The sequence below is a fragment of the Nocardiopsis coralli genome (assembly GCF_014892575.1).
GTDB classification, from domain to species: Bacteria; Actinomycetota; Actinomycetes; order Streptosporangiales; family Streptosporangiaceae; genus Nocardiopsis; species Nocardiopsis coralli.
The window spans coordinates 20,636-37,472 of sequence record NZ_JADBGI010000017.1 but is presented as its reverse complement, the minus strand read 5'-3'; the positions used below and the strand labels follow the sequence as shown (position 1 = coordinate 37,472).

The following is a 16,837-nucleotide window of genomic DNA, read 5'->3' as shown; positions in this document are numbered from 1 at the left end:
GTGACGGGAAGGGTGCTGCGCCGGAGGCGTCCGTTGAGGGTTGGTGGCGGGTGACGGGTGGGCGTCGCCGAACAGCCCCTATCCCGGCCGCTGTAGCCCCGCGATGAGGAGCTCCACCACCCGGCGCGGATCGTACCGGGGGTCCTCCTCCGCGCCGATGCAGATGTTGCCGACCCCGCGCATGAGCTCGTAGGCCTCGATACCGCAGCGGATCTCACCGGCCTCGGCCGCGGCGTCGAGCAGTTGGGAACACACGGGCAGGAGACGGTCCAGGAAGTACGCGTGCAGCGCGTCGAAGGCGGTGTTGTCCGACCGCAGCGCCGCGGCGAGCCCGTGTTTGGTGACCAGGAAGTCGACGAAGAGGTCGATCCATCGCGCCAGCGCCCCGTACGGGGTCGCGCTGCTCGCCAGCAGCTCGGGCCCGGCCTCGGCACAGGTTTCGACCTGGTGCCGGTAGACGGCGATGATCAGGTCGGCGCGCTTGGGGAAGTGGCGGTAGATCGTGCCCATCCCGACCCCGGCCCGGGCCGCGATGTCACGCACCGGCGCCTCCACACCCGAGGTCGCGAAGACCGCGGCGGCGGCCTCGAGCAGTGTCCCCTCGTTGCGCCGGGCGTCGGCCCGCTTGCCCCGCGCCGGCCGCCCCGGGCCCTTGCCGTCGTCGTTCACTGCTCTGCTCTCCGCTCCTCCACACGCTTGCCAAGCGGAACAGTGCTCCGTATAGTCCTTTCCGGATCACTGTTCCGTTTATGCATGATGCCAGAGCCGGAACGCACCCGCCAAAGCCGCGCATGCCCACCATGCGCCGGCGCCGCGTCACCGTGGAGGGAACCGCCATGCAGTACCGCACCTTGGGCCGCACCGGTGTGCAGGTCAGCTCGCTCGCGCTGGGAGCGATGAACTTCGGTGCCATGGGTGGCACCACCCAGGACCAGGTCACCGCCATCGTCGACACCGCCCTCGAGGCAGGGGTCAACCTCATCGACACCGCCGACGTGTACAGCCGCGGCGAGTCCGAGGAGATGGTCGGCAGGGCCATCGCCGGCCGCAGGGACGACGTCGTGCTGGCCACCAAGGCCGGCCTGCCCATGGGCGAGGAGCGCCATCGCCGGGGCGCCTCGCGACGCTGGTTGACCACCGCGCTGGACGACAGCCTGCGCCGCCTCGGCGTCGATCACGTGGACCTGTACCAGATCCACCGCTGGGACCCGGCGACCAGCGACGAGGAGACCCTGTCGGCCCTGACCGACCTCCAGCGGGCGGGCAAGATCCGCCACTTCGGCTCCTCGACCTTCCCCGCCTACCGGCTCGTCGAGGCCCAGTGGGCCGCTCGCACGCACCACCTCGGCCGTTACACCACCGAGCAGCCCAGCTACTCGATCCTGCAACGCGGCATTGAGACCGACGTGCTGCCCGTGGCCCAGGACTACGGGCTGGGTGTGCTGGTGTGGAGCCCGCTGGCCTCCGGTTGGCTGTCGGGCGCGATCCGGCAGGGCCGGGAGGTCGCCACCAGCCGCTCGGCCCTCATGCCGCAGCGCTTCGACACCGCGATCCCGGCCAACCGGGCCCGGCTCGATGCGGTCGAGCAGCTGGCCTCCGTCGCCGACGAGGCCGGACTGACCATGATCCAGCTCGCTCTCGGGTTCGTGACCTCCCACCCGGGCGTGACCAGCGCGCTCATCGGACCCCGCACACAGGACCACCTGGATGCGCAGCTGGCCGCCGCGGACACCGTGCTCACCGGCGACGTGCTCGACGCGATCGACTCCGTCGTCGCCCCCGGCACCGACCTGGCAGCACACGAGAAGAACGACACCCCGCCCGCGCTCCTGGACCCGTCACTCCGGCGTCGCTGAGACCCCTGGCGTGGGCCCCCGGGCCCTTCCCGGCGGGGAGCGGCGCCCGGGGAAGGGGAAGTGGCGCCGGGGCCGGGCGGCTGTGTCCCCGGCGGGACGGAACGCCGGCGCCGGGGGTCACACGGGTGTGTCCTCCGGGAGAGGCGACCGTGCGGCCGCGGTCCGCACCCACAGGTGTTCGTCGTGGCGCATCATCCAGCTCCGGACGGGGGTGACCTCGGACTGCGCGGGCTCCAGTTCCAGACGAGGGAAGCGTGCGAACAGCGTGGGCAGGGCGACGGTGAGCTCCAGGCGCGCCAACGGGGCTCCCAGGCACAGGTGGGGGCCGTGGCCGAAACCCAGGTGGCCGCGGGCGTCGCGGCCCACGTCGAAGGTGTCGGGCCCGTCCCAGCTCGTACGGTCGAGCCCGGCCGCGGCGAACGCCAGGAGCAGGAGCTCGCCCTCGGGCACGGTGACCCCGGCCAGCTCGGTCTCGCGGGTGGTGAAGACGCCCGGAAGCAGGCTGACCGAGGAGTGGCGGCGCAGGATCTCCTCCACCCCCGAGCCCCAGGTCACCTCCTGGCCGGTGAGGCGGCGAAGCTGGTCGGGGTGTTCCAGCAGGGCGCGGATCCCGTTGGCCAGGGTTCCCATGGTGGTCTCGAAGCCGGCGGCGACCAGGAGGAAGAGGTTGGCCACGACCTGGGCGTCCCCGAGGTGGTCGTCCCCCTCGGCCTCGTCGTCGGTCTTGGCCAACGCGCTGACCAGGTCGTGCCCGGGCTCCAGCCTGCGCTGTTCGAGCAGCGCCGCGAGGAAACGGTGTGTGTCGGCGAAGACCTCCGTGTCGGTCAGTTGGAAGATCCGGCGGGCGAGGTCGCCGAGCACGGGCGCGTCGCTGCGGTCGACGCCCAGCAGGTGGACCAGAACTCCCACGGTCAGCGGCCAGGCGAAGTCTTCCTTCAGGTCGACCCGTTCGCGGCCGTCGAGGTCGTCCAGCAGGGACGTGGTCAGGTCCTCGACCAGCGGGCGGAGCTCTTCCACCCGCCGCCGGGTGAAGTGGGTCTGCAGGGGTTTGCGCAGGCGGGCGTGTGCGGCGCCGTGGCTGGTGAGCAGGCTGCCGATGCTGCCGCTGAGCAGGCGGACGAGGGGGCTGGTCGGATCGACGTCGCCCTCGCGCAGGGCCCGCCAGTGGTGCGGGGCGTTGCCTCGCACGTAGGTGTCGGTGCGGTCGGCCAGGACGGTGCGGAGGGCGTCGTGGTGGGTGATGGCCAGGGCGTCGACCCCGCCCAGGTCCACGGGGGTGACGGGACCGGCGGCGTGCAGGGCGTGCGCGACCGCGTCGCGGTCGAAATCGTCGGGGGCGATGCTGATGCGGTGGGTTGCCACGGGGCTCCTTCGTCTTCGTTGCGTCGGAGGTCGGGGATCGGGGATCGGCGAGCGAATGCGGGAGACCGGACCTCGGGGTCGGGAGGGCGCCCATCGGGCCCGGGGGCCGGGGGCCTGGGTGCGTCGGGGGTGACGTGCGGCGTCCCGCGTGACGTCACGCGTGTCACCACAAGTGGCGAGGGCGGGGCCTGAAGACGCGGCGCACACGGAACGCGGGACGCTCTGTGCGCCGTGCGGGCACCGGTGCATGGGCGCGAGTTGCGGTGGAGAGCTGCGCGGAGGTTCGAAGGCTCGGGGCTCAGGAGCCGGGACGCGGGACGCGGAATGCGGGATGCGGGAAGTGGAACGGGACCCGGGTTACGGGACCCTGGGTCACCGGTGACGGGACTCCGGCTACGGGCTACGGATACGGGACACGGGAAGTGGGACGAACTCGTACTCGTGCGCGGCGGGCGCGGGTCAGGCCCTGCCGGAGCAGTTCTTGCCGGGGCGTGCCCCGCCGGATCGGCGCCTGCTGGATCGGCGCTCACCGGATCGAAGCGTGCCGGAAAGGTCGTCGGGAGGATGACTTCCAGGAGGGGTCTACCCGGGATCTGCCGAACGATCGGTGCCCGGGCACGCGCTGTCAGGCCGTTCTGTGGCCGGGTTGGGCCACGCGCGTGCTCCCCGAACCGGGGTCGTCGATCGATGCTGGTCGACCGAGCCCCACGGACCTACGGTGAGTCTCACTGCCCCCACGGGCCCGCATGGCCGTGCGGCGGGTTGATCGTCCCCCCACCCGTCGTCCGTGTCCCCTGGAAGGACTCGCACCATGACCGATCCCGACCGCCCTTTCCCCCACCGCGCTTGGATCTCGCAGGGTGTCGGTTCCGTCATCCTGTTCGGCGTTGCCCTCTACAACCTGGTCTTCCAGGTCGAGAGCACGGCAGAGGTGGTCGGCGTGGCCGTAGCCTTCGTGCTCGCTGTCCTGGCCCTGACCTGGGCAGTGATCGAACTCGTGCGCCATCGGCGCAAAGGAACGACACCCCCCGGTTCGTAGGGCAGTGTCCGCGCGCACGCCTTGCGAGGCCTGAATGCCTCCGGCCCTGAGCGTCGGACCGGCCGGTGCGTGGGGGCGCAGGCCCAGCGCCCCTCCGCGAGCGCGCTGTCCGCACTCGGTGGATTCGCTCGGTGCGCAAGCTGTGGTCCCGGAGGCCTGACAGCCCGAGACCTGCGTCCCCCGGGCACGGTGTATGCGCTCAGTGAGCAGAGGCCAGCGCCCACCGGGCCACGCGCGTGGCGCCCGGTGCCCCGTGGCTCGGGTACCGGGCGCTCAGCATCGCACTCATGGGGCGCGCGCTTTGCGCTTCCGACTCGCCCGTCAGCGCACCCCGCCCGCTCAGCTCAATGGATCCGTCGGCGCAGCGCGGCCACCATCCGCACGTCCGCGACCGTCACGCGCACGTCCCCCGAGTCCAACGGCACCACCGTCGCCGACCGCACGAACCCGCCGTGGTGCCACCGCCGATGGGTGCGCCCCGGGACCGCCCGCGCGGGCACTCGGTCCAACGCGCCGGGCGGGCCGACCAGGAACCGCAGCTGCCACGACCGCGGCTCGCCGATCTCCCCCTCGAGGCCGAGCCGCTTCAACTCGCCCTGCAACCGGCTCGCGTCGACCGTGCGCACGGGCACCTCGTGGAGCGGGAACCGCTGCCCGGCCCCCTCACCGCGCACGACCTCCACCGCGCACTCGGCCCCCTCCGGCAGGACCATGTCCAGCAGCACGTCCATCTGCATCTTCCCGCGGTGCCGCGGCCGCACGTTCGCCGCCTCCACACGCAACGTCGGCGGCACCGGAGAGGTCATCAACGCCAACCGGTCGTTGACCGTGTAGTACGGCTGCACCCGCGACCCGTACGCCCGGTTCGGGCACACCTCCACCGACGGGTAGTCGATGATGCGCTTGTACCCGACCACCCCCGACAGGTGCCGGCCCACCGTGTACTCGGTCCCGTCGGAGAGCACCAGCCGCAGCTCCCAGCGCTCCGACTCCCCGTGCCGTCCGCGCACCACCACGGCCGGGTCCACCACCGCGGTGAACTTGCCGCTGGCCGCCACCGGGGCCGAGAACTCGCGCAGCACCTTGGGCGAGCTCCGCAGCCGGACCGCCAGGCGTGCACGCGGGTCGGGCACAGGGGCCCCCAGCCCGTGGCCCTGCAAGGTGATGAGCCCGTCGTGCACCTCCACGTGCTCGATCTCCGCGTGGTGGCTCGCGCGCCGCACGTGCACCTGCAACCGGCCCTTCGCGCTCCGCGTGGGCACTGCCAGCGCCAGGTCCAGGGTCTCCTCCGGCCGCAGCGGATACCCGTACTGGTGGATCTGCACGTCCTCGACCGGTGATGTGCGCTCCCCGTCGGTGCGCAGCACGTCCCAGGTCCGCGCGGTCAGGTGCTCGGTCGCCGGATCGATGACCACCCGCCCCTGCTCGTCGGGCACGTGCGTGTGGCGTTCCCCGGGCACCGACAGCACCACGCTGTCCGGAGGGTCGTTGAAGGTCAGCGTCGTCAACCCGTCGCCGGTGGCCTCCACGATGCACGCCGGCGGGGTCTCCGTCCGGGGCGCGGGCGCGCGTGGGATGTCGCCGCCCGCACCCGTGGCGGGGCCCGGAACCGGGTCGCCCGGCAGGTACAGGTCGGGGTCCTCCACGTCGTCGGCGGCACCGCGCGCCTGCGGGATCGTGGTGGCGTGCAGGTGGATCAGCCCCGACTGGGCCTTGTCCAGGCGCAGTTCGTCGAAGAGCTGTTCGTGCAGGCGCACCACCCGCGCCGGGTCGAAGCGTTCGGAGTCGCTGAGCGCGGCATGGGCCATCCGGCGCCGCAGGGGTTCGTTGCCCATGAGCTCGGCCAGCCCTTGGGCGATGCCGGTCGCCGACCGGTTGGGCACCAGGATCCCGTCCTGGTGGTCCTTGATGATGCTGGAGGGCCCGTGCGGGCAGTCGGTGCTCACCACGGGCAGCCCGGAACGCATCGCCTCGACGATGGTCATGCCGAACGGTTCCTCGCTCGAGGTGACCGCGGCGAACGCCCCCTGCGCCCAGGCCTCCTCCACGCGCGGGTGGGGCCCCATGAGCCAGATGCGGTCCTGCATCCCTAGCTGTCGCACCTGCTTGGCGAGGCGTCCGCGCTGGCTGCCCCGCCCGTAGATGCGCAGGGTCCAGTCGGGGTGCTCGTCGGCCACGCCGGCGAAGGCCTCCACGAGCAGGTCGTGGCGTTTGCTGGGTGCCAGGCGTCCCGCGGAGACGATGGTGCGCGTGTTCGCGCCGTCCGCGGTGAAGGCGGGGCGGGGGACCGAGTTGGGGATCGCCACGAGCCGTACCCCGGGCAGCGGCATGCGCACGGAGTAGGTGCGCGCGTCGGCCTCGGTGACGGTGACGAACGCGTCCAGCGACGGATAGGTGCGCGCCATCACCTTGCGCAGCGAGTCCTTGTGCTGCTCGAAGGTGAGGTGTTCCTGACCGATCTTGACGATGCGGTCCGGCGCCGCGCGTGCGATGGCGACGTTGAGGCCCGGACGTGTGCCGACGACGACGTCCGAGTCGGTGGTGGAGAGGAACTCGGTGAGGCGGTCGTCGGTGAGCTTGCTGTGCTGGTCGCCGCGGCCGTCCTCGACCGGGAAGACCTCGGGCGGCTGCCCGGCACGGGGGTCGTTCTCGTGCAGCGGGCGCCCGTCCTCGCCGACGGGCACCTGTTCCTTGTCGCGGGTGTCGACGAGCCAGGTCAGGCGGACCCCTGGCGGCACGGGAAGCACGGGCTGCTCACGGTGGCGGAAGATCGACACGATCTCCACCTCGTGGCGGGCGGTGAGCGCGGCCGCCTGGTTGGCGACGGTGCGCACCGTGCCCCCGATCCCGTACATGTCGTTGATCAGATAGGTGATCTTCACCCTGCCCCCGAAGTGTGGCGCCGGAAATGACGCTCCCGCGCCCTCGGGACCCGGGCACGTGGTCGAACCGTGCCTGCTGAGCGCCCGTGTCCATGGGTGCGGGAGTTCTTTGAGGTTATGGGTGGTTTTGTCGCTTCACGGGGGCAATTGTCGAGTTCTGAATGAAGATTTGCGGCCGAGTGTGGGTGTTGGGATGCGGCGTGCGCAGACGGCGCCTACGGGGGCGAACGCACAGGTGAGCGGCGTGGGGGCGGGCGGCTGCCCAAGGCCCGGGGGTGCCGGCCGGGGGTGTGGCCCGATCTGTGGAAAGCGGCCCTGTCCGCGAGGGAAGGCTGATCTGACCGGCTCACCCGGAAACCGCGGGTTCGTCGCTGCGAACTTGCCGAAACGGTTCCGCAGGTGTGTGTCATTACCTTTCGGCAACCCTCGTCTTACCTAGCGTGCGTGGCATGAATGTAACTCAACGTGGTATGAGCGCGCTGTCGGCCATCGGCCTGGCAGCGGGGGCCCTCTACGCCGCCGGTGCGGCACCCGTGGCGGCGGAGACCGTGACGGAGGAGTTCGAGCACGAGGACGCGTCCGGATCGGACCTGACCTTCACCCTGCCCGGTGACCCGTCGAGCACGTGCGACGTGGAGATCGTCGCGCACGGGTCGAGCGGCGAATCGGTCGGTGAGATCGGGACGGCTGGTCACGCCGCGCAGGTCACCGCGACGGTGGAGGCCACACCGGGTGAGTCCTTCTCCGTGGACACCGCGGGGACCGCCTCCAACGGGAGCGGCGCCTACGGCGGTGGCGGACACGACGGGGGCGATGGCGGCGTCACCAGTTCCGGGAGCGAGACGCTGCGCGCCGGCGGGGGCGGCGGCGCGACCGTGGTTTCCCACGAGGGCGAGGAGATCATCGTGGCCGCCGGCGGTGGCGGCCAGGGCGGTCGTGGTTTCGACGGTGAAGACAACGTTTATGTGCCCGGCGGAAACGGCGGTGACGGTGGACGGAACGGTTCGGACGGCGAGCCGCACCGGCTCAACGAGGAGAACGGCGGGGGCGGGGAGGGCGCGACCACCAACGCTCCCGGGCTCGGCGGAGACACCAATGACGACGGGCTCCCGGGCTTCGACGGCAGTGGCGGGACCGGGGGTGCCGGGGCGCACGGGCCGACCGACGGGAACACGCTCGCCGGTGCGGGCGGCGGCGGAGGCGGTGGCCTCTACGGGGGCGGGGGCGCTGGAGCGCCCGAGCTCGACTCGCCCACCGGCGCAGGCGGGGGTGGCGGTTCCACCCTGGCGCCCGAAGGGGCTGACGTGAGGGCCGTGGACGAGTTGGCCGGGGGCGTGAGCTTCACCTATGAGAGCGCGGACTGCGGTGAGACCGAGGACGCGGCGGATGAGGCGACCGATGGTGCGTCCGGCCCCGGCCCTGGGGAGTGGCCCGACTACCCGGAGATCCCCGGTCACCCGGGCGCGGTGGGCTCCCCTGACGGGGACGGAGCTCCCGATGCCCCGCAGGTCCCCGGGCCGGATGGGGCCGGTTCACCCGGTGGAGCGGACGTCCCCGAGGGATCGGGGTGGCCGGACGACCCGCCGCCCTTCCCCCGCGAGGGCTCCGAACGGTCGGAGTGAGCGGGTGAAACCGAGGCGCAGGTGAGGTGAGCGCGCCCGCCCGTGTGTTCGCGCACGCGGGCGGGCGCACCTGTCGGTCCACCGGTCTGAGCGGGGCCCGAGCCGGCGTGGCGGGTCCCGAGTCGCCGGGGTCGTGCCCCTGGAACCCGAACCGGTCGGTGGATCGGGTGCTCTGGAGTCCTCGGCCCCGAGCCGTCGTTGGATCCGGTGCCTCCATGGAAGAAGCCCCGACCCGCGCGTGGATGCCCACGGGGTCGGGGCCCGCCGGGCTGGGGCGCCGGCTGGTCGAGCGCCCGCAGGGTCGGGGGTTCCACCGAACCCGGACGTTGCCGGGGCCAGCTGCTGCGCAGACCCCCGTCAGACCCGGTCAGGTCCCGTCAGATCCCGTCAGGCCCGACCAGGCCCGGGGGGCCGCGGAGCAGTCCCCCGGACCGGACTGAGCCTCGGCCTGTGTTCCGGTCCCGGTCCGGCCTCGGCCCCGACCTACGTTCCGCTCTCCGGCCAGGTCAGGAGATCGGGACGTCGGGGATGTCGTGGAAGAACGGGATCTCCACCGACAGCTCCTCCACCTCACCCGGCACCGAGTACAGCGACCAGTACGTGAGGGTCTGGCCCGGCTCCACCTCGTTCTCGATGGCACCCGGGCGATCGCTCGAGCACAGGCACTGGCTGTCGCCGTTCATGCCCGGGTGGAAGCGGGTGTTCGACGCGTCGTCGCGCACGGTGACGCCGGCGAAGTCGTTGCGCTCGAAGTCCTTGTCCTCGGACCGGAACTGGAGCGTGCCGCTCTCCGCCGTCTCGTTGGTGATGCTCCAGAGCACGGTCACGTACTGGCCGGAGGACTCGCGCGAGACCTCCTCGACCGACGCGACCAGCCCCTCGGCGTCCGGGTCGGCGGCCTCGACGGAACCGAGGCTCTCCCCGTCGGCCCCGTCACTGCCGGCCTCCGCGTTGTCGGCCGGAGCGGTGACCGCCCCCGCCGCAGGCGAGAGCACCAGGGCGCCCGCCGCGACCATCGACAGCGCCCCGGCTGCCAGTGCGCCCCTGCGTCCCCGGCCCTTGCCTGCGACCTTGCTCGTGTGCCCGCCCTCGGGCTCGGACCCGACCCCGGATCCGAGTCCGGCCCCGGTCTCGTGCTGCTCAGTCATGCTCTCTTCCCTCATCCGTCGAATCTGCCGCGACTGTTGCCCTCGCCGGACCGGCTCTTGCCGGACCTGCTCGAACGCGTGCGCGCCCGCGCCCGTGCGGGTGCCGCGCTGCCGGCCACGCTCCTGGCCGGACGCCCGGCCGCGCGCTCGGCCGTGTCCCTGGCCACGTCCCGCGCTCACTTCTCGAAGGAGACGGTGACCCGGCGGTTCTGCTCCTGGCCCGCGTCGGTGTCGTTGTCGGCGACCGGATCGGCCGAACCGTGGCCGTCGACCGCGTAGTCCACGTCCGCGCCGACCAGACCGGTGAGGGCGGTCTCCACGGCCTCGGCGCGCTCCAGGGACAGGGGCTCGTTGACCGAGTCGTCGCCGGTGTTGTCGGTGTGGCCGTCGATGGTGACGCTGTCGGGCTCCACGGAGTCGATCTCCGAGGCCACGTCCGTCAGGGTCTCCTCGGCCTCGTCGCCGAGGTCGGCGCTCTCGGTGTCGAAGAGCACGTCGGAGGCGAGCTCGTAGGTGACATCGTCGTCGGTCTCGTAGCGCTGGTAACCCTCGACGGTCTGGTCGGTCTCGTGGAGGAGCTCGTGCACGACCGGGTCGTCGAGGTCGGGCACGTCGATGTCGCCCGCGTCGTCGGCGTCGGTGATCGGAACGCCGTGGAACGGGCCGGTGATGGGGGTGGTGACCGTCATGGCCTCGACGTCCTCGGAGGGGGCGGGGAAGACGACCCAGAGCGGTTCGACGATGCCTGCGCCGGCCGTGCGGTCCTCGAGCTCGGAGCAGTAGCACTCGCCGTCGCTGCCGGAGACGGTCATCGGCATGTGCTGGGAGTCGCTGCCGGGGTCGAGGAGGGTGGCGCCGGAGGCGTCGTAGCGTCCGTAGTCGCGGTCGCGGAGGTGGTCGAAGTTCCGGATGTCCTCGGGGGTGTCGTTGCCGACGCCGATGCTCAGGCGCAGGAGGTCGTCGTCGATGCGCTCCAGGGCCTGGATCTCGACCTGGAGGTCGGAGCCGTACTCGGTGGAGGTGGTCTCGGAGCTGACCGGGAGCTCGATCGCCTCCTGGGCGCCGCCCCCGCCGGAGGCGTCGCCGTTCTCGCCTTCTTCGTCGCCGTCGCCGGAATCGTTGCCGTTGAGCAGCCCGCATCCGGTGAGCGCGAGGGTCAGCGCGCCGGCCGCGGCGAGACCGCGGAGGAGGGTTCGGTGCGGGAAGGCGGAGGGGGTGGGTGCGGGTGCGCTGGAGGGGGTGAGGGGGTTGCGGGGATCGCGCGCCTCGTGCGCTTCGCGGGCCTCGCGCGTCTCGCCGGGCGTGTGTCCTTCAGGTTTGTGCATGAGGTTTCACCAGGTGTCATGTCGATTCGATTGTCGGATCCGAGGGGCCAGGGCTCCTGCCGGGCCGGCAGTCCACTGCTCCGCGGCACAGCGGTCCACCGTTCAGCGGTCCACCGGACCAGCGGACCTTTGGGCCACCGGACCTTCGAAGCCGCGGATCCCGCGTCGGCCACGGGTCCCACGGGTCCCGAGGGGCGTTGGGGGCGCTCGGGTCGTGTGGTCGCGCGGGGGTACCGCGGATCCCGCTGAACCCGCTCTTCCCACCGGTCCCGCCGACCCCGTCAACCCCACGGAGGCCGTGAAGTCCACGGAGCACACGGAGACTGCGCGGCCTGCGGTGTCCACGGAGTTCGCGGACCCCGTGGAGCTCACGGACCCCACCGGCTCTTCAGGTTCGGCTGACTTCGCAGGTTCACCGGCTTCGTCGGTTTGACCCGGGTTGACCGGCTTCGCCGAACTCGCCGAACTCGCTGGGCCCTCTGGGCTTCCTTGGGCTCCTGGGCCTGAGAGCACCACGAGGCCTGCGAGACCTATGGGGCCAATGAGAGCCACGAGTCCTGCGGACTCCCGGGGCTCGGGACCCGTCCCGGGGGCTGAGGGACGGGGGTTACTGATGGGGCGATGTCTCAGCCCCCGAGGCTCGGATGAGTCTGGGGCCGGTGAGCCGACTTGTCCGTGACCCCGAGACCTCGCTGTCAGAGGGCTCGTGGTCAGAGGACCGGTCGTCATCGGATCGGCCGCCTGAGCACGGGGTCTCCGCGCACGGGCCGTATGACGACCCTCAGAGGTCGGTGCCGCGGGGTTGAGGGTTGCGGACTGCGGGATGCTGTTGTGGTTGTAGGGGGTGTGGAGCCTGGAACCCGGATCTTGTGGTGCGATGCAGCCCGGGCGGTTCCGGTTCGCCCCGCCGGGGAGGCGTCTGCAAGGAGCGGCTTCCCCTTCGAGAAGACGCTCGCCAGGACACCTCTCGGCCACTCGCTCGCCACTCGCTGGGTCACCCGACCGGCCCCGGACTCGTCTCTCCAAGCGCTTCACCCGAAGGGCCTCGCCGGCGAATCATCGCGCGAAGCCGTGCCGAATCGGTGCCTCGGGTGCGGTCCGAGTTGTCCGAGCTCTCCGAGCTGCTCGGGTTTTCTGGCTATCCGGTGAGCTTCTTCCGGTGTCGCTTGGCCATGAAGCCCGTCGCGATGGCAGCGCCCACCAGGGCGATGATGGCGATGAGCCGGCCGGCGTGGAACTCGTCGAACAGTGCCGGTGTCAGGATGACGGCCGCGCTGCCGAGCACTGCCGTCGCCAGGATGAGCAGGACGGCGGGGCGGGCATTGGGGCTGCTCATGGTGTTGTCTCCTGCCGCATTTGCGTAAGGCCGCATGTCTGGGGAGTAGGGGAATCCCCGCGTGCGCGGGGAGCACTGGGGCCGTGGCGCCAAGGACTGGTGGTCCCGAGGACCATCCCCGCGTGCGCGGGGAGCACTAGTTTCCTTTCCTTTCCCTGTTCCCTGTTCCGGACCACCCCCGCGTGCGCGGGGCGCACATGACCTGGTTCGCCTACCACTACCTGTCCGAAGGACCACCCCCGCGTGCGCGGGGCGCACTTGCCGCCTTCACCGACCCGGGGTCGGTCACCGGGACCACCCCCGCGTGCGCGGGGAGCACTCGGCCGCGCCGTCGGGGATCGGGACGCCGGGGGGACCACCCCCGCGTGCGCGGGGAGCACCACCGGTGGGTGCCGCTGCCCACCCCATGCCGGGGACCACCCCCGCGTGCGCGGGGAGCACGACTGGAAGTCCCACGAGCTGGAGATGCCGGGGGCCCATCCCCGCGTGCGCGGGGAGCACCGCCACCGCGAACGCCGGGGCCACGTCGCCCTGGGACCATCCCCGCGTGCGCGGGGAGCACACGGTGACCCCGCACAGCGCGCACTCGGCGCCGGGACCACCCCCGCGTGCGCGGGGAGCACTCTTCCTGACCTGCATGTCTACCGGCGGGTAACCGGGAAATCTGCAACTTGTGGGCATGCAGGTCACAAGTGGTTCTGAGTTCCATGAATCCGAGTCCTGTAGCCAGTATGCAGGTCGTGCGACCGGGTCACTTCACACGGGGCTCCGGGTGCCCAGGGTTGACGGGCATGCGCCTGGATAGTTACGACCGGCTTGGTGTCCGCTGAGCTGAGGTGCCGGGGTCCATCCCAGTACGTACGGGGAGCGCGCCGTCTCCGTTCGATCGTTCGAGGGGCCCGTCCGGAAGCTCTAGACCGGACCGCGCGGCCTCCTCCGACGGCAGGACAGCCACACCCCTGAACGGGACGGCCCCGGAACGGACGAGTATCCGATACGGGCAGGTCGCGCGCTTGTACGGTGGCCGCGTCAGTAGTCACTCTCCGTATCCGAGGGGTGCAGCATGGCCGTCGATATCCACACGCCCAACGTCATTCCGTACCTGCTCTACGACGATCCCGCCCGCATCAGGGACTTCCTGAGCGAAGCGCTCGGCTTCACCGAGGTGGCTACCCACCGCAGCCCTGACGGGGAGGTCGGCAACATCCAACTGCGCATGGCCGACCAGTTCGTGATGCTCAGCCGCGCCCAGCCTTCGATGGGGATGGCTGGACCGGGCGCATTGCCGGCCGTGCACGCGGGCGTCATGGTCTACGTCGACGACGTCGACGCGCACTTCGAGCACGCCAGATCGGCCGGCGCGACGATCTGGTACGAGCCGCAGGACATGCCCTACGGGCAGCGGGAGTACGGCGTCCGGGATCCGGAGAACGGGTTCTGGTGCTTCGGGACCTTGCTCCCCGAGCCTGATCCGAGCTGACCCGGAACGCTCTTACGTAGCTGCAGCAACTGCAGCAACTGCCGCTCGCCTCGATTACCTCGACCACCTCGGCTGCCTCAGCTGCCGCGACTGCCTCAACTGACGCACTCGGAGTTGTCGACCGCTATCTCAGCAGCCGGTCGTGCAGCGGTCGCAAGCCCCCGGCTCTCAGCGACGAGAGCTGCCGGGCTGCCGAGCTTCCGAACCGCCGACCTCCGAGCCTCGGAGTCTCGGAGCGACTGGACCCCGAGCGGTTCAGCGACCGAGCTGAAGACCATCGCCCGCACCCCCCGGATACCCCGGCCTCAACGCCCGCGACCACTGGACAGCACGATGACACGATCCACCGGCCGACCTGCCGATTCGCCCACCGCTCCGCCCACCGGCCGGCCGTCTCGAACCGGGACGGACAGGAGATCCGCACGATCAGGACGAGCCGGTCGAGCCGTAGCCACGATGCCGGGTCGCCCGGAGACAGGGGATGAGGAACACAGGCGTCGGCCAGGAGCCGCAGGGGCCGCAGGAACCGGAGCGGCCGCAGGGGTCCCAGGCCCCCCGGGTGTTCCTGCGCTTCCTCCCCGTTCTGGCCTTCCTGGCCTTTCCAACCAGTGCACCGCAGCCGCAATCGCGGCCGTGCCCGCAACCGCGGCAGTGCCTTCGGCCGCGAAAGCTCTGCTCCGAGGGTGCGGGGAGGCCGCATGATGAGCTACGCAATCGTGGCCGCGGGCTTGGCCGTGCTCGTGGTCGGTGGAGAGCTTCTGGTCCGCGGCGCCACCGGGGTCTCGGCCCTGTTGCGCATCTCGCCGATGGTGATCGGCCTGACCGTGGTCGCGATCGGCAGCAGCCTGCCCGAGCTGGCGGTCGGTATCGAAGCCGCGCTGCGCGGGTACCCGGGTCTGGTCACCGGCAACATCGTCGGTACCAACATCGTCAACCTGCTGCTGATCCTGGGCATCAGCGCTGCTCTGAGCCCGATCCTCACCCAGCGTCAGATGATGCGCCTGGACCTTCCGGTTGTTGCCGTGGTTGCGGTCCTGTTGTTCCTGTTGTCTCTGGGCGGGAGCCTCAGCTGGCCGATGGGCGTGCTTCTGTTGGGCATCGGGGTGGCCTATACCGTCGCGATCGTGCGGAACGCCCGACGTCCTCACGCTGTGGAGCCGTCCTCCCAGAGTTCGGGCGGTGGCACCAGTGGCACCCGTGGAACCGGTGGCACTGCCGGAGCCAGTGGTAACGGCGACAACGCCGAAGCCGGCCACACCGCCGGAGCCGGCGATGCCGGCGGCCCCGGCGAAACCGACGACACCGGTGGCCCCGATGACGCCCACGAAGCTGCTGACACCGCAGACACGGACGTGCCCGAACAACCCGCTCGCGGTGGCCCGGGCCGTCTCGCTCTGGACGCACTGTTCCTGCTCGCCGGGATCGCGCTGGTGATTCTGGGGGCGGATTGGCTGGTCAGCGGCGCGGTCGACATCGCCACAGCGCTGGGGGTCTCGGACGTGCTGATCGGGCTGACGGTCGTGGCGATCGGTACCTCCGCGCCCGAGCTGGTCACCTCGATCGTGGCGACCATCAGGGGGCAGGCCTCCATCGCGATCGGGAACCTGATCGGCTCCAGTATCTACAACATCGTGTTCATCCTGGGCCTGACCGTGGTGGTTGCCCCCGTGCCGGTCGCGGTCTCGGCGGAGGTGCTCTACATCGACATGATCGTGATGGCCGTGGTCTCGCTGCTGGTGGTGGTGCTCTTCCGCACCGGGAGGCGGGTGACCCGCCTGGAGGGTCTGTTGTTGGTGAGCCTGTATCTGGCGTACCTGGCTTACCTGATCATCGCCCGCACGTGATCTGGGTGGTCTCGCGCTGTCGGGGCCATCGGCCGACCACCGTCCGCCATCCACCGGTGCCCGGAACCCGGTACCTGTTACCCCTGACACGGAAAGCTCCGGGGCGGAAGACACGTGCCAGAACTGCAACGGCAAGGGGGCCATCCCCGCGTGCGCGGGGAGCACTCTTCCTGACCTTCATGTCTACCGGCGGATAACCGGGAAACTCCCGGACTGTCCGGGAGATGCGGGCCCGCACGGGCTTGTCGAGCCGGCGCAACTGCTTGAGGACCGGCTCATCGAAGGAGACCTCGTAGGGCTGGTCCGTCACCGGCCCAGCTCTTCGGCCAAGTCGAGCTCCTCCATTGCCTTATCGAAAGGCACGGTGCTCGAGCGGCCGGCCTCGTTGTCGGCCAAGCGCTCGGCAGCGACGCGGGCGTCGCGCTCGTCCAGCAGCTGCTCGTAGTGCTCGACCAAGTCAGCCGGAACGATCGCCGCGGCCCGCTGGTGGCGGCGGCCACGGGTGATGTACGTGATCTCGCCGCCGTAGTGGGCGCGATTGACGCGTTCGGAGAAGTGGTCGCGGGCCTCGGTGACCGAGAGCTCGCTCCACTCATGGGGTTCGTTCCGTTCGATGCCCATACCGCCACGATGCCGCGCCGAGCACCAATCTGGCGTGGTTGGCGCAATCTTTTACCCGCCACCCGTGAATGCGCCCTGCTTCCTTCACATGCATGCGGGACGTGCCCGAGCTGGAGCAAGCCCAGGCTTTGGACGACGAGGGACCATCCCCGCGTGCGCGGGGAGCACGGCATGAACTCTTCCAGCGGCACGCCGAGGTGCGGGCCACCCCCGCGTGCGCGGGGAGCCACGGTCCGGGACCATCCGACCACGACCCGGTCTCGGGGCCACCCCCGCGTGCGCGGGGAGCACTCTTCCTGGCCTGCATGTCTGCCGGTGAGCG

Annotated in this window: 12 protein-coding genes; 5 read left to right on the top strand and 7 right to left on the bottom strand. The window is 71.2% G+C overall.

Annotated features, from left to right (window positions below):
* Nucleotides 1-78: 78 nt before the first annotated feature.
* Nucleotides 79-669, bottom strand: a complete 591-nt coding sequence (locus IDM40_RS18820) for a TetR/AcrR family transcriptional regulator (protein ID WP_193123340.1) — start codon at nt 667-669, stop codon at nt 79-81.
* A 122-nt stretch (nt 670-791) separates the two neighbouring features.
* On the opposite strand from IDM40_RS18820, the gene IDM40_RS18815 reads away from it, so the two are divergent.
* Nucleotides 792-1,856, top strand: coding sequence for an aldo/keto reductase (locus tag IDM40_RS18815; protein WP_235997741.1), 1,065 nt, complete (start codon nt 792-794; stop codon nt 1,854-1,856).
* Between the two features lie 117 nt (nt 1,857-1,973).
* Here the strand turns inward: IDM40_RS18815 and IDM40_RS18810 are convergent, their stop codons facing one another.
* Complete coding sequence (locus tag IDM40_RS18810; RefSeq protein ID WP_193123339.1) at nt 1,974-3,218, bottom strand: cytochrome P450; 1,245 nt, start codon at nt 3,216-3,218, stop codon at nt 1,974-1,976.
* Nucleotides 3,219-4,029: 811 nt separating this feature from the next.
* Between IDM40_RS18810 and IDM40_RS18805 the strand changes: the two genes are divergently transcribed.
* Entirely contained in the window at nt 4,030-4,257 is a 228-nt protein-coding gene (locus tag IDM40_RS18805; RefSeq protein ID WP_193123338.1) for a hypothetical protein, read from the top strand.
* A gap of 344 nt (nt 4,258-4,601) precedes the next feature.
* Here the strand turns inward: IDM40_RS18805 and IDM40_RS18800 are convergent, their stop codons facing one another.
* Nucleotides 4,602-7,139, bottom strand: coding sequence for a glycosyltransferase family 4 protein (locus IDM40_RS18800; protein ID WP_193123337.1), 2,538 nt, complete (start codon nt 7,137-7,139; stop codon nt 4,602-4,604).
* Nucleotides 7,140-7,609: 470 nt separating this feature from the next.
* Between IDM40_RS18800 and IDM40_RS18795 the strand changes: the two genes are divergently transcribed.
* Nucleotides 7,610-8,761: a hypothetical protein gene (locus IDM40_RS18795; protein ID WP_193123336.1), complete on the top strand. Its 1,152-nt coding sequence runs from the start codon at nt 7,610-7,612 to the stop codon at nt 8,759-8,761.
* Nucleotides 8,762-9,267: 506 nt separating this feature from the next.
* Here the strand turns inward: IDM40_RS18795 and IDM40_RS18790 are convergent.
* From IDM40_RS18790 to IDM40_RS18780, 3 genes are all read right to left on the bottom strand, one after another.
* Nucleotides 9,268-9,909 carry a hypothetical protein gene (locus IDM40_RS18790; protein WP_193123335.1) on the bottom strand — a complete coding sequence of 214 codons (642 nt, stop codon included), beginning with the start codon at nt 9,907-9,909 and terminating at the stop codon, nt 9,268-9,270.
* Between the two features lie 176 nt (nt 9,910-10,085).
* On the bottom strand, nt 10,086-11,234 hold the full coding sequence (locus IDM40_RS18785) for an OmpA family protein (protein ID WP_193123334.1): 1,149 nt from the start codon (nt 11,232-11,234) through the stop codon (nt 10,086-10,088).
* 1,138 nt (nt 11,235-12,372) lie between these two features.
* The gene (locus tag IDM40_RS18780; RefSeq protein ID WP_193123333.1) at nt 12,373-12,570 is read right to left on the bottom strand and encodes a hypothetical protein; all 198 of its coding nucleotides are present in this window, start codon (nt 12,568-12,570) and stop codon (nt 12,373-12,375) included.
* Nucleotides 12,571-13,633: 1,063 nt separating this feature from the next.
* Here IDM40_RS18780 and IDM40_RS18775 point away from each other — a divergent pair.
* Together IDM40_RS18775 and IDM40_RS18770 are read left to right on the top strand one after the other, a co-directional pair.
* Nucleotides 13,634-14,050, top strand: coding sequence for a VOC family protein (locus IDM40_RS18775; protein WP_193123332.1), 417 nt, complete (start codon nt 13,634-13,636; stop codon nt 14,048-14,050).
* Nucleotides 14,051-14,748: 698 nt separating this feature from the next.
* Complete coding sequence (locus tag IDM40_RS18770; protein WP_193123331.1) at nt 14,749-15,894, top strand: calcium/sodium antiporter; 1,146 nt, start codon at nt 14,749-14,751, stop codon at nt 15,892-15,894.
* 306 nt (nt 15,895-16,200) lie between these two features.
* Here IDM40_RS18770 and IDM40_RS18765 read toward each other — a convergent pair whose 3' ends face one another.
* On the bottom strand, nt 16,201-16,515 hold the full coding sequence (locus IDM40_RS18765) for a type II toxin-antitoxin system Phd/YefM family antitoxin (RefSeq protein WP_193123330.1): 315 nt from the start codon (nt 16,513-16,515) through the stop codon (nt 16,201-16,203).
* Nucleotides 16,516-16,837: the final 322 nt, after the last annotated feature.